Origin of the sequence: Mesorhizobium sp. C277A (genome assembly GCF_040324395.1) — a bacterium.
Classification (GTDB): domain Bacteria; phylum Pseudomonadota; class Alphaproteobacteria; order Rhizobiales; family Rhizobiaceae; genus Mesorhizobium.
Window position 1 is genome coordinate 3,170,808 of record NZ_JAMYVW010000002.1, and the last position, 13,256, is coordinate 3,184,063.

The window sequence follows — 13,256 nt, forward strand, 5'->3', positions numbered from 1 at the left end:
GACCCGATACGGAGGATCATCCTCATGCAACCCAAGCGACCCGCGAAGGATGTCGACAAGATTGCCGAACGCGAGGCGGCTGCCTATCTGCGGCGCTCCTCGATCACCTATCTCGAGTGCTGCGTCAGCCTGATGATGACGCATCTGCAGCGCGAGGAAGTGGCCGCTATTCTCGAGCAGGAAGCAGACATGCTACGAAGGCTGGATTGATCGAAACGCTACACCTGAGATTCGTCCAGGAATCGTATCAGCCCCGCCCTGTATCGGTCTGCGGTCGCGGCCAGCCTTGCTTTTTCCTGGCCATTTTCGGATTGCGCAGCCGTGCTCCAGAGCCCGATTTGGAACGCCAAATAGCAGGGTTCGAAAAAATCGATGTGGCCATTGTCAATATCGAGCCCCATCCCCTCGACCAATGTCGTCACATCGCTGTCGGATAGTCCATATTCGACACGGGCGCCGGCAATGTCCCACTCTATCGGCTGGCAGCCAATCAAATCGTGTGCCCGGCAATGGTCGACGGCATCTGTCTTGAGCACCGTGCCGTCGGCACAAACGAGAAACTCCCACGCGTGAAGCTTTCCGTCGATTTCCACCCGCTGCAGAACATACGCAGGGGTTTTTTTCGAGAGCCAACCGCGCAACGTCGCCGCTCGGTTCTCGCCCAAGGCTTCAGATGTATTGGAAGCAGCCATTTCCGCGAGTGCGAGCAATGATGCACCCGGTTCGCAGGTTCGGAGATTGAGCGCCCGCCAGGTTAGATAGCGCGTCAACTCCGCGACCAGCCTTCCTCTGGGCAGCGGCGCCTGGTCCATCGTGGTGCCGTCAATCCACCGTTCGACCAGAAAGCCGTGGCAAAGCCCGACCACTTGCGATCCCAACCCGGCTTTCCCCAACATTTCCGCGGCTCGTCTCTTACGCCGTCCGGTTTCGCCGAGGCCGGCGAATTTGACGAGCCAGCGACCACACCCCGCGGACGCCAGGAATTTACGCCGCTCGATGCCGCGCGGGCTCGGCGGCCAATGCTTTTCGTCGACGTAGTGGACGCTCCTCCATTCGCCACCAGACAGTTCGGTCAGGCGTAATTCGGGGCTGCCGACCGCCTCGGCCACCCAGTCGCGCAGCGTGGGAATGTTCGAGCTTTCGGGGAAGGTGCATTCGAGCGCCGTCGCCACATGTTTCGGACAGCGCGACCATGTCTCCCTGGCCTCCCGTGACGCTTCGATGCCCGGGTCGCCAGGATGGCTGGGAAACAGGTGAATGCGGTCCATACCAATACCCAGTTCCCGCAGCCACGCGACGACGGCGTGCATCGAACTGCCGGACAGACCGGGACCCTCGTCTACAACGGCGAAGCATGCCGATGGATTGTTCTTCCAGGAAGCGATCGAGCGCGGATCGGCATTGATGTGCCTGCGGAAAGGATGGCCGACCGGACGAACGCTGAACGGCGCCGGCGCGCCAATCGCGGCAGCCACTATGGCGGCAAGCCCCAGGCCGATGCTGCGGATGCCGATCACGCATGTGTTCGCATCGAGACCTGACTCCTGCGCCGCTCCCAAATAGCTTTCGGGATAAAGCGCGTAATGCGCGTAACCCTCGGCCGAACCGGTCAGAACCTCAGCCTCGCAATCCAACCCGTCCAGCAGTTGGAGAAGTCCCGGGTCGATGCCACCGCCCACGGCGAAACCGCTTCGCCACGACTTCGCCACCTCTGCCGCAACACCAACCAGCAATCTGGCGCCTTGCTGTTGCCGCGGCGAAAAGATGTCGATGCCCCTGTTCTCGAAATCGACATCGGCAAGCGCGCGAACCAGTTCCGATACGCTGATGAATAGCCCGACCAACGCGGCATGGCGTCGGACGCCATGAGCCATGCGGTCCAGACTTTGAGCAATTTCGCTCGCAGCATCGCGAAGCCGTTCTGCGCTCTGCCTCCGCTTCTGGTCGCCGTAAACGATCATCGATCGGTTTTCCAATGCTTTGCCTTGCGGCAACGCAGCGAGCGCTGCTTCGATCCATGCTGTCTTGCGCAATTTTTCGGCAGGCCAAGGAACATTCCGGCACGCTGGTGGTTCGGCGGCAGGAACTTACCTTTGAACAGCATAGGGCGGCAGTTTCGTGGGATCGAAAAAGGTTCGTGTCGGTATCGTCGGGGTCGGCAATTGCGCATCCTCCCTGGTGCAGGGCCTCTCCTATTATCGTCACGCAAAAAGCAACGAACCAATCCCAGGGCTGATGCATGCCGACCTCGGCGGTTACCATGTCGACGACATCGAGATTGTCTGCGCATTCGACGTCGCCAGGAGCAAGGTTGGCCTCGACGTCGCTGAAGCAATCTACGCCGCCCCGAACAACACGTTCCGCTTTGCCGATGCGGCGGCAAACGGCGTTCGCGTCGAGCGCGGACCGACACTTGACGGCATCGGAAAATACTTGCGCGACGAAATCGAGGAGGCGCCGGAGCCGGTTGCCGACGTCAGCGAAATCCTGCGCAACAGCGGCGCCGACGTGCTGGTCTCTTACCTGCCGGTGGGCTCCGAGGAGGCGACGCGCTTCTACGCCGAATGCGCGCTTGAGGCCGGCTGCGCCTTCGTCAACTGCATACCCGTTTTCATCGCCTCACGTCCAGAATGGCGCCGGCGCTTCGAGCAGCGAGGGCTGCCGCTGGTCGGCGATGATATCAAGAGCCAGGTCGGGGCGACCATCGTTCACCGCCTGCTGGCCAATCTCTTCCGCGAGCGCGGCGTGCGCATCGATCGCACTTATCAGCTGAATTTCGGCGGCAACACCGACTTCCTCAACATGCTGGAACGCGAGCGGCTGGAATCAAAGAAAATTTCCAAGACCCAGTCCGTGGCCAGCCAGTTCGATGTTCCCCTGGAGCCGGGCAATATTCATGTAGGACCCAGCGACCACGTACCGTGGCTGACTGATCGCAAATGGGCCTATATCCGAGTGGAAGGGACGACCTTCGGCGGCGTGCCGCTCAACGCCGAGCTCAAGCTGGAAGTCTGGGATTCTCCAAATTCAGCCGGCGTGGTGATCGATGCGATACGCTGCGCCAAGCTTGCGCTCGATCGCGGCATAGCGGGAGCACTGACCGGTCCCTGCAGCTATTTCATGAAGTCGCCTCCCGAACAGTTCACCGACGCCGAAGCGCGGCAGCGCACGCTCGCCTTCATCGCCGGCAAGGACGAGCCTTTGCTGGATGCCGCGGAATGACGACAACGTTCTTTTTGATCCGTCATGCAGCGCACGACAATGTCGGCTCCTATCTTGCAGGACGGATGGATGGCGTTTGCCTTGGCGAGGCTGGGAAGGCGCAGGCCGCGCATCTTGGTGGCCGCATGGCCCGGGAGCCGATTGAAGCCATCTTGTGCAGCCCGCGTGAGCGTACGCAAGAGACGGCCGTGCCGATCGCGCTTGCCTGCGGCGTCGGTGAAATCGCGATCTGCGCCGAACTCGACGAGATCGATTTCGGCGATTGGTCGGGAAAGACCTTCGACGAGTTGAATGGCGATGCCGGTTGGCGGGCGTGGAACGACCAGCGGCAGGAGGCCAGGACACCGAGCGGCGAGACCATGCTGGATGTGCAGGAGCGGATCGTCGCACTGATGAACGCAGTGCGCGAGCGGCATCCGAACCAGTGTGTCGCCCTGGTCAGCCACGCCGACGTCATCAAGGCCGCCGTCTGCAAGGTGCTTGGCTTGCCGGTCGGCGACTGCTTCCGCTTCGACATCGATCCAGCCTCGATCACGACGATCGTGTCGGGTGACTGGGGCTCCAAGCTCCTGCGAATGAACGAAGCTGCCTGACGAGGACTTTCCGGATGCAGATGGTCATTTTCGGTCTCACCGTTACATCATCATGGGGCAACGGCCATGCCACGCTCTGGCGCGGTCTGATCCGCGCCCTGGGTCGGCTGGGATGGTCCATCACCTTCTTCGAACGCGATACCCCCTACTATGCCGGGACGCGTGATCTCGATCGGCTCGATGGCGGCAACGTCGTCATTTATCCGGACTGGGAGGACATCCGTCGCGTTGCGGAGCGGGCAATGAAGCAAGCGGATGTCGTCGTCGTCACCTCCTACTGTGCCGACGCCGTGGAGGCCTCGCGGCTGGCGCAGCAGACAGGTCGCGGATTGCGTGTCTTCTACGATCTCGACACTCCGGTCACGCTTGCCCGCATCGAGCAAGGCGAGCGTCCGCCCTATTTCGGACCTGAGGGTCTCGCCGATTTCGACCTCGTTTTGAGTTACACCGGCGGCTCTGCGATCGAGGCGCTTAAGTCGGTTTTGGGCGCGCGTCACGTGGTGCCGCTCTATGGGCATGTCGATCCCGACCAACACCGGCCGGCAGAGAAGCGGGCCGAATTCGCCGGTGATCTGTCCTATCTCGGAACTTACGCGGCGGATCGCCAGGCCGGCGTCGAAAAGCTGCTGGTCCGCCCGGCCGCGCGCCTGCCTGACCACCGTTTCATCATTGGCGGCGCGCAATATCCGCAGGAATTCCCATGGAGCGACAACATCTTCTTTGTCAGGCATCTTCCGCCAGCCGACCATCCGGCTTTCTTCTCATCATCTCGCCTGACACTGAACGTCACCCGGGAGGCGATGGCGCAAAAGGGCTGGTGCCCGTCGGGACGGCTCTTCGAAGCGGCCGCGTGTGGGGCTGCCATCGTCACCGATGCATGGCCGGGCCTGACCGAATTTTTCGAACCCGGCCGCGAAATCTTGTTGGCGCATGACACCGATGATGTGGTCGCCGCATTGCGATTGCCGGAGCGCGAGCTCGACGGCATTCGAAGGCGTGCCCGCGACCGGGTCTTGGGCGAACACACTTCGGCACGGCGCGCGGCGGAACTGGATCGCATCCTGAACGAGGCCTTTCAAAGATCTCCCGGCGAACCGATGAGGGAAGCGGTCTGATGTTGGGCATCGTACCCGCTGCCGGGCGCGGCAGCCGCATTCAGCCGCTCGGCTTCTCGAAAGAGCTGCTGCCGGTCGGTAGCCGGATCGATGGACAGACCGAGCGTCCATGCGCCGTGAGCGAGTATCTGGTACGGCGCATGGTGCAGGCCGGCGTCGACAAGATTTGCTTCATCATCGGATCGGGCAAATCCGACATCCTTGAATACTACGCCGCCGGCTACGGTGACGCGGCGGCTCTCTTCGTGGTGCAGCCGAACCCCGTCGGTCTGTGCGATGCGATCTTCCGGGCGGCGCCCCTCGTCGCGCCCGACGAGGTCGTCCTGGTCGGCCTTCCCGATACGATCTGGTTTCCCGAGGACGGTTTCCGCCATTTGCCCGACGATCAGCTCTCATTTCTGCTTTTCCCGGTGGATCAGCCGGAATTCTTCGACGCCGTCGTCACCGACGTCCACGAGCGCGTGATCGAAATCCAGGTCAAACGACAGGATGCCGCCACGAACTGGGTCTGGGGTGCGTTCAAGATGCCGGGCCATATCCTGCATCAGCTTGCGGCACTCTGGCGTGAGCGCGAGCGCAGTGACGAATATATCGGCACTTTGGTCAACGCCTATATTGCGGCCGGCGGTACAGCTTTTGGTGTCAGGGCTGGGTCGGACTATGTCGATGTCGGCACTTTCAACGGCTATCGAACAGCTCTGCGGTTGCTTGAAAACGACGCCTCATCCGCGCAGCGCCGGCCCACCATGATCATGCCCGGCGCGCAGTCGCATGTACCCGTCGTTCCTGGCGAAGGAGCCTGAGCCATGCTGCATTCCCATGCCGAAATCCGCCGCCGCATCGATGCGCTCGGCCCATGGTTCCACAACATGGAACTTGCCGGCGTCCAAACCGCTCCCAACCATTTTCTGGGCAACTACCCGCTGATCAAATGGCGCAAATTTGCCAATGCCATTCCCGCTGATCTGACGGGCAAGGCGGTACTCGATATCGGCTGCAATGCAGGATTTTACTCCATCGAGATGAAACGGCGAGGTGCTGACCGTGTCCTCGGCATCGATTTCGATGACGCCTATCTGGCCCAAGCTCGCTTTGCGGCCGAGGTTGCCGATTGCGAGATCGAATTCCAGAAGCTTTCGGTCTACGACGTCGGTTCGCTGCGCGAGACGTTCGATGTCGTGCTGTTCATGGGGGTGCTTTACCATTTGCGCCACCCCTTGCTCGCGCTCGACCTGATCCGCGAACATGTCGCCCGTGACCTGATGATCTTCCAGTCCATGCAGCGCGGCAGCGCGGATCTGCCCGAGTTGGAAGAAAACTATCATTTCTGGACGCATGACCTGTTCGACCAGCCGCAGTTTCCCAAGCTGCATTTTATCGAGCACCGCTATGCCGACGATCCCACCAACTGGTGGATTCCAAACCGCGCCTGCACCGAAGCGATGCTGCGCAGCGCCGGTTTCGAGATCGTTCTGCACCCCGAGCAGGAGGTCTATTTCTGCCGCGCAGCCGGGGACCCGGCCGGCGGCGGCGCCATCTACCCCTCGAAAGGACAGCTCCATGATTGAAGCCGCCATGATCTGGAACGAGCCCAACAACAAATCGCATTGGGACCCAGAGCTCGATCCCGATTGGAGCCGCTTTGCCAGGATGGCGATCTTGTCGGCTGACGCAATCGCGTCGGAGAACCCGTCTTTGACGAAAGTACTCGGTGGCATCTCGCCGATAGATCCGGGCTTTATCACCCGCATGAAGGAATTCGGCGTGCTGGACCATGTCGATGCCGTCGCCGTGCACGGCTTTCCGCTCGACTGGAACCTGTGGCAGATCCACGAATGGCCACAGAAGATCGGCGAGATCGCGACCGTCACCAACCTTCCGATCTGGGTCAGCGAAGTCGGCGTATCAACCTTCGGCGCGGAAGAAATCCAGGTTTGGGGGCTCAAGCGCACCGCTGAGTTGCTGATTGGCAACGCACCACGCATCCAGTGGTACAGCCTCTACGATCTTCCGCGCGAATGGGAAGCAACGACGCGGCATCGCGAGGCGGAGGGCTCTTCTTACTATCGACATTTCCACATGGGGCTGCTGCGCCAGGACGGCACGCCAAAACCAGCGCTGGAGGAGTTCCTGCGCTACTCGCCCGCAATGGGGCTGGTGCAGTGGTTTCATTTCGAGGACCCCCGGCTGGACGATGCCGTCGCCTGGATGAAGCGGCTGGGCGTCACCAATATGCGCACGGGGCTTTCCTGGGCAGACAGCTTCCGGCCGAACGCGCTGGACTGGTTCGACCGGCAGATGGAGGCACTCGCCGATTTCGACGTGACGGTCACCTTTTGCTTTACACCGCAGCATCGGGGAATGATGCCCCACCACACCAGCCCGCCACTGGTGCCGGAGGAGTTCGCGGAATTCTGCGCAACCATGATCCGCCGCTATGCGCCCGGCATGACGTCCGCTTCGCTCCCGACGCGGCGGGCCTCGGCAGCGTGAAGTGTCATGCTGCCATGCATCAGACGCCTGACACATTGGACGAATTAGCGGCATCATCGACAGGTGGTGCGGCATACGGGACCGAGGCGCAACCAGCCGCGGCGCTCACTATCCTCAATGTCGCCTACCCTCTCGCACCCGTCGGACCCGATGCTGTCGGCGGTGCCGAACAGGTTCTGTCGATTCTCGATCGGGGGCTGGTTCGCGCCGGCCACCGCTCTATCGTCATTGGCTGCCGCGGCTCCAGCGCGAGCGGTACCCTTGTGGAAATACCGGCTGAAAACGGCGTGCTCGACGAGGCGGCGAAGAGCCGCGCGCAGCAGGCTCATCGCAAAGCGATCGCCGCTGCCCGCGCCCGATGGCCGATCGATGTGGTTCATCTGCACGGCATCGATTTTCATGCCTATCTGCCCGACGATGGTCCGACCCTGGTGAGCCTCCACCTGCCCTTGGACTGGTATCCGGCCGAGGCTCTGCGACCGACGCGCGACGACCTGTGGCTCCATGCGGTCTCGCCCACCCAGCAGCAAACGGCGCCACCAGGGGCCAGACTGGTGGCGCCGATTCCCAACGGCGTTGACATCGAAGCACTGAGCCTGGTGCAGCCGAAGCGAGACTTTGCCCTGGTTCTCAGCCGAGTCTGCCCGGAAAAGGGCATTCACCTGGCCCTGGACGCGGCCAAACAGGCGGGCGTGCCCCTGATCATCGGCGGCAAGGTCTACCCCTACGAAACACATACGCGCTACTTTCGCGACGAGGTCCAATCCCGTCTTGATGCTCGCCGCCGCTTCCTGGGCCCGCTCGGTTTTAACGCCAAGAGGCGCTTTCTCAACGCAGCCCGCTGTCTGGTCATTCCGAGCCTCGCCGCCGAGACAAGCTCGCTTGTCGCCATGGAGGCCCTCGCCTGCGGTACCCCGGTGGTCGCATTCCCGAATGGCGCGCTTGCGGATGTCATCGAGCACGGCAGGACGGGCTTTCTCGTCAACACAGTCGACGAAATGGCCCAAGCCATTCTTGCGGCGCCCAGCCTGGACGCCGAGGCGTGCCGGGTGGAGGCGCGACGGCGGTTTTCGCTGGAACGGATGATCTCGTCGTATATGGCTGCCTATCAGGCGCTGGCACAACTTGGCACAGATTGCCGGCGCTTCGCTGCGGCACCGTGAGAAAAGCAGTGTTGCGCAGCGAAATCATCGATGACCCCGTAAAATTCGATGCCTTGACGCCGCACTGGTGGAAACTATGGGAGCAGAGCTCCTCTGCGACGCCGTTCCAATCCCCCGCTTGGCTGGTGCCATGGTGGCGCGCATTCGCACCCGGTGAACTGGCGACAGTCGCGGTCTGGCGTGGCGGCGATCTGGTCGGGCTGGCGCCACTCTATCTCGAGCATGGAACGGCCGGTTCGAAGCTGCTTCCGGTCGGTATTTCGCTCAGCGATTATCTGGACATCCTGGCTGTCCGAGATATCGAGGCGGCGGTCGTGTCCACAATTGCCGAAACGATCTGCTCCGTCGGGTGGTCACAATGGATCTTGTCTGATCTGCCGCAAAACAGTGCCGGTCTTACGATCGCGCATCCCGGTTTAACGGTCGAGAGGCCGGCAATTCATGCAGCCTGCCCCGTGCTTGCTGTTGCCGGCGACGAAACATTGGCCGGCTGCGTTCCCGCTCGGCGCAGGCGCCAGTTGCGCCGGGCGCGCCAAGCGGCGTGCAGACGCGGCCGGCTCGCGTTGGCGTCAGCCCGGGGCGACCAGAACTTCCTGAACCAATTGATCCGCCTGCACCATGCACGCTGGGTTGGACATGGAGGTGGTGTATTGGCCGACCCCGCCGTGCAGCACTTCCATGGGCTTTCACTTCCCTTGCTCGATGCTCACGGTCTGGTCCGATGCTGGTTGCTCGCGATCGATGGCACGACTGTCGCCGCCTATTACGGATTTCACCACCGCGGCCGCGCCTATGCCTATCTCGGCGGCCTCGATCCTGCTTATGCCGAGGAGAGCCCAGGTGCGATCCTGATCGGCCACGCGATCGCGGAGTCGATCCGCGAGGATGCGCGCGAGTTCGACTTCCTGCGCGGCCAGGAAGCCTACAAATATGGCTGGGGCGCCGTCGACAGGTGGACGATGCGGAGGATCTGGACGCGGAGTTGATGTCATGAGTGTGCTCGCGCAGCGCCGGACATCGGTCAGACGGGCGGTCGAAGGTTGTGTGGCCGGTGGTGCCTGCGCCGAAGCTGTTCTCGTCAGGCTGGCGCTTCACCTGCCGCCCACAATTGAAGCGGCGGAATTGGCGGAGGTCGTGCTGAAAGTCCGTCCGGCGGATACCGGCGATGCTGAAAGACTGCGAAAGGTCGCTGGACTGCTGCGCCACAAACCGGGCGTCCTTGCCACTTTGCGAGCGACAGGCGGCGCCGTTCGGCATGAACGCGGTAACGGCGAGACGGATGTCGCCGTGGTCAGGAGGCTGGCCTCGAGTTTTGATGCCGCGGCAGCAATTTCGACAGCCGCAAGTGTCCAGTTAGGATCCCTTGGCGATGACGAGCGGCTGACAGCCATGACCGACGAAATCGTTGAATGGCTCGAGGCGCGAGAATTCACCGGAATTGAACGAGACATTCTCGACATCGGTTGCGGCATCGGACGTTTCGAGCGCGCGCTGTCCAATTCCTTCAAGCGGATGGTCGGCATCGACATATCATCGCGGATGATCTCTATCGCCTCCGAGCAATGCGAAGCGCTCGGCAATGTCGAACTGCGCCAAACCTCCGGTCTCGATCTGGCCGACTTCGACGACGACAGTTTCGATTGCGTGTTGGCGGTCGACAGCTTTCCCTACCTGGTCCTGGCCGGCATGGCTGAGCGGCTTTTCGATGAAATTGCGCGCGTTCTCAAACGGCCGGGCCGGCTCGCATTGCTGAACTATTCTTATCGCGGATCGCTTTCTTTGGACCGGGCCGACATCGGCCGTCTTGCGCAAGCTCACCAATTGCGGGTCGTCATCGACGGCGAGAAGCCGTTTCGGTCATGGGATGGCGACGCCTTCCTGCTTGCTGGGTGAGACGGAACATTACAGCGCGATGCCGGTTCGGGCGTCGGCACCGATCGGTGTCCTGGATTCGAAGGAGGAGATCATGGCATCCGGCGGCAAAAAGCATTTCGGCCAAGGCAGCCAAGGCAAAGGTGCCGGCGCCGGCGCAATGACCACCTTGGACAAGGACAAGATCGAGGAAAACGCGGTTTTGTCCAACCGCGACAGGAAGCAACATGGCCGAGAGCGCGGGCTGGACGGCAATCGAATCAAGTCCGATCAATTTCAGGATCACGCCGCAAACCGGTTGCTGAAGGACTGACGCCACCGCGCCGCGTCTTGCCGCGGCACGGAGGAAAAACTGTGCAAGGGCCGCCGGTGAGCCTCTCGGCGGTCGACAACGCCTTGTAGTGCCGAGCGCTCATCATCAGACTTGGATCTAGGGATGCTATCAAGAGAACGTGATGTCTCATTCGAGCGACGATACCACGGATCTGCGTGTCGAGATGGCAGTGGATCAGGAGATTGCTTCCCTCCTGGCCGCCATAGAGCAGGAAAAGATACCGGACCGCCTCTCCAAGCTGGCGATCGAATTGCAAAACGCTCTCGTCGAGAAGCGTCGGCGAGACGTGAAGAGCTGACTATCTGCGGTTGTCGACCTCTATATCGAGCTGACCATCCGACAGCTGATTTCGTCTCTCTATCAATGTCTGCAGAGAGCTCTCCCCGAGTAGCTCAAGGATGTTGGCGCGGGCACGGTTCAGCCGGCTCTTGACCGTCCCTACCGCGCAGCCGCAGATTTCGGCGGTTTCCTCGTAGCCCACTCCTAAAACGCCGATCAGCATCAGCACCTCGCGCTGATGTTCGGGCAGCTTTTGGATGGCGCCGTGAACTTCCTTGCTCTGAACGGTCCATTCCTGGGTAGCTTCCGAAATCGGTCTCGAAGACGCGCAGTCGAGAAGGCCTGGCGCTTCCCGTGCAGCGATCTTGATCCGGGTGTAGTAGGTGTTGCGCATGATGGTGAAGAGCCACGACTTCATGCGTGTACCGGGTTCGAACTTGTCGATGTTGGCGAGCCCTTTGGTCAACGTTTCCTGCACCAGATCGTCGGCATCGTCTGGAACGCGGCAGAAGGTGCGCGCGAAAGCCCGCAGGGCAGGTATCAGATCAACGATGGAAACGTCATTGGTTTGTTGGTCGGCCAAGAGATAGCCTCCGGATGACAATGGTCCAGCTCCCAGAAGAAAGAGTGAATGAACGAAGCCAGAGCTAAATGCATGGAAGTTTGGTTCGTTCCCGCCGTTGGAAACAACTCTTCGAAAATTCCATCGGGCGCGAACGCGCCGACTACGGTCTTCCCCCAAACACGCCCACTTCAAGGGAACGAAACACCATGCTGAGCTTCATTCCCGGGAAGCCTCGCCGGTGCGTTTGGCTGTGCAGGGCATGGACCGAGTCGTGCGGCTGGTAACGCGCAAACCACTGCCTGACAAACCTATTGGCGAACCACGTGGCGAACTCGGCTACCATCGATACATAGCGATAATGGTTGGCCCGGAGGACATGTTAAAGTCGTTGATTTTATCGATTTGTTGGCGCGGGTGAAATCCAGCAATCGGTCGAAGTTGCCGGGCAGTCGGCCAACGAACATGCTCGTCCAGCACTTGCTCTATTCTGCCCTCCGATCAGGCTAAGCCGATGAAATACCGGGTTGATTCACCCTTGACGGCGTCGCCGAACGGCGTGCTGTGGCGTACAATCTGCAGCTGCTCTCCGAAGCTGGCTGTTGCGGTGCTGTGCAACTCGCTTTGGCGAAAATCACGGATGACGATCAGCGCTTGAGTGAGCGCCCGAACCGGTCTTCGATCCGCGACTGCAGGAACTCGAGCCCCATCGAGAGCAGCCAATAGATCATCGAGGCGGTGATGAGCATCTCGATGTGGCGGAACTCGGTCTGGCCCTGCGTGCGTGCGAGATACATGATCTCCCAGACCCCGACCACCGAGACCAGCGAAGAATCCTTCAGCATCGCAATGAACTGGTTGCCGGTCGGCGGCACGATGACCCGCATCGCCTGCGGCAGGATGACCAGGAACATCGTCTGGTTAGCGCTAAGGCCGAGTGCCGTAGCACCCTCGGTCTGGCCGCGCGAGATGCTTTCGATGCCGGCCCGGAAGATCTCGGTCATGTACGCGCCGTAGCAGAGCGACAGCGCCATGATACCGGCCGGCACGGCGCCGATCACGTAGCCAATCTGCGGCAGGCCGAGATAGATGATGTAGATCTGCATCAGCAACGGCAAGCCACGAAACAGAGAGGTATAGAAGGTCGCCAAGCCATAGACCACGCCGTTGCGGGAAAGTTTGGCGATGGCGCCAACGAAGGCGACGAGGGTGGCGATGGCGATCGAAATGGCCGAAATGTAGAGGGTCGTCACCACACCCTTCGAGACGAGGAAGCCGATCTTCTTGGCGATGAACGCGAAGGACAAGTCGAAGGAATAGAAAAACAACATTAGCATCACGAACAGCTCTATCCAGACTGCCACAATCTGCTGTTTGCGGCTGAGATACCGCAGCGCGTTCCAGTTCGCCACCAAGATCAATGCGATCAGCACCGCCGAGACCGCCCGCCCGACGTCCGGGTTGGCGGCGAGCCACTCGACCGACCCCGGAACGAGCTTGCCGAGCCAACTGGCTTTGATGCCGAGCCCATACAGGCCGGCGGCGATGGCGGCGAGCACGAAGAACACGCCAACGCGGCGCGCCGCGTCCGGGTGGTTGAGCAATAGTCGGCCGATCACGTCT

15 protein-coding genes are annotated in these 13,256 nt (G+C 61.3%); 12 read left to right on the top strand and 3 right to left on the bottom strand.

The annotated features are described in order from the left end of the window. Positions 1-24 precede the first annotated feature (24 nt). On the top strand, positions 25-210 hold the full coding sequence (locus NKK52_RS15730; protein WP_023667982.1) for a hypothetical protein: 186 nt from the start codon (positions 25-27) through the stop codon (positions 208-210). An 8-nt stretch (positions 211-218) separates the two neighbouring features. Here NKK52_RS15730 and NKK52_RS15735 read toward each other — a convergent pair whose 3' ends face one another. Then, the gene (locus NKK52_RS15735) at positions 219-2,033 is read right to left on the bottom strand and encodes a hypothetical protein (RefSeq protein WP_245263028.1); all 1,815 of its coding nucleotides are present in this window, start codon (positions 2,031-2,033) and stop codon (positions 219-221) included. A gap of 85 nt (positions 2,034-2,118) precedes the next feature. Here NKK52_RS15735 and NKK52_RS15740 point away from each other — a divergent pair, with 85 nt between their 5' ends. The 11 genes from NKK52_RS15740 to NKK52_RS15790 all read left to right on the top strand — a co-directional run bounded on the left by NKK52_RS15740 (position 2,119) and on the right by NKK52_RS15790 (position 11,090). Further along, positions 2,119-3,222 carry an inositol-3-phosphate synthase gene (locus NKK52_RS15740; RefSeq protein ID WP_023681094.1) on the top strand — a complete coding sequence of 368 codons (1,104 nt, stop codon included), beginning with the start codon at positions 2,119-2,121 and terminating at the stop codon, positions 3,220-3,222. Next, on the top strand, positions 3,219-3,815 hold the full coding sequence (locus tag NKK52_RS15745) for a histidine phosphatase family protein (RefSeq protein WP_023667978.1): 597 nt from the start codon (positions 3,219-3,221) through the stop codon (positions 3,813-3,815). The genes NKK52_RS15740 and NKK52_RS15745 overlap by 4 nt, the downstream gene beginning before the upstream one ends. A 14-nt stretch (positions 3,816-3,829) precedes the next feature. Beyond that, on the top strand, positions 3,830-4,930 hold the full coding sequence (locus NKK52_RS15750; protein ID WP_023667977.1) for a CgeB family protein: 1,101 nt from the start codon (positions 3,830-3,832) through the stop codon (positions 4,928-4,930). Next, positions 4,930-5,733, top strand: coding sequence for a sugar phosphate nucleotidyltransferase (locus tag NKK52_RS15755; RefSeq protein WP_023667976.1), 804 nt, complete (start codon positions 4,930-4,932; stop codon positions 5,731-5,733). The genes NKK52_RS15750 and NKK52_RS15755 overlap by 1 nt, the downstream gene beginning before the upstream one ends. Positions 5,734-5,736: 3 nt before the next feature. Further along, positions 5,737-6,498, top strand: coding sequence for a TIGR04290 family methyltransferase (locus NKK52_RS15760; protein ID WP_023681093.1), 762 nt, complete (start codon positions 5,737-5,739; stop codon positions 6,496-6,498). Then, positions 6,491-7,423 (top strand): glycoside hydrolase 5 family protein, encoded by a 933-nt coding sequence (locus tag NKK52_RS15765; RefSeq protein WP_023681092.1) that lies wholly within the window; start codon positions 6,491-6,493, stop codon positions 7,421-7,423. Before NKK52_RS15760 ends, NKK52_RS15765 begins: the two co-directional genes overlap by 8 nt. 14 nt (positions 7,424-7,437) lie before the next feature. Next, entirely contained in the window at positions 7,438-8,586 is a 1,149-nt protein-coding gene (locus tag NKK52_RS15770) for a glycosyltransferase (protein WP_023714678.1), read from the top strand. 8 nt (positions 8,587-8,594) lie between these two features. Continuing rightward, positions 8,595-9,572, top strand: a complete 978-nt coding sequence (locus NKK52_RS15775) for a GNAT family N-acetyltransferase (RefSeq protein ID WP_023714679.1) — start codon at positions 8,595-8,597, stop codon at positions 9,570-9,572. Between the two features lie 4 nt (positions 9,573-9,576). Further along, positions 9,577-10,479, top strand: a complete 903-nt coding sequence (locus NKK52_RS15780; protein WP_023681090.1) for a class I SAM-dependent methyltransferase — start codon at positions 9,577-9,579, stop codon at positions 10,477-10,479. A 73-nt stretch (positions 10,480-10,552) separates the two neighbouring features. Beyond that, the gene (locus tag NKK52_RS15785; RefSeq protein ID WP_023681089.1) at positions 10,553-10,771 is read left to right on the top strand and encodes a hypothetical protein; all 219 of its coding nucleotides are present in this window, start codon (positions 10,553-10,555) and stop codon (positions 10,769-10,771) included. A 142-nt stretch (positions 10,772-10,913) separates the two neighbouring features. Next, positions 10,914-11,090, top strand: a complete 177-nt coding sequence (locus NKK52_RS15790; protein WP_023681088.1) for a hypothetical protein — start codon at positions 10,914-10,916, stop codon at positions 11,088-11,090. Here the strand turns inward: NKK52_RS15790 and NKK52_RS15795 are convergent, their stop codons facing one another. Further along, on the bottom strand, positions 11,091-11,654 hold the full coding sequence (locus NKK52_RS15795) for a sigma-70 family RNA polymerase sigma factor (RefSeq protein ID WP_023681087.1): 564 nt from the start codon (positions 11,652-11,654) through the stop codon (positions 11,091-11,093). 626 nt (positions 11,655-12,280) lie between these two features. Next, complete coding sequence (locus NKK52_RS15800; RefSeq protein ID WP_023681085.1) at positions 12,281-13,252, bottom strand: amino acid ABC transporter permease; 972 nt, start codon at positions 13,250-13,252, stop codon at positions 12,281-12,283. Positions 13,253-13,256: the final 4 nt, after the last annotated feature.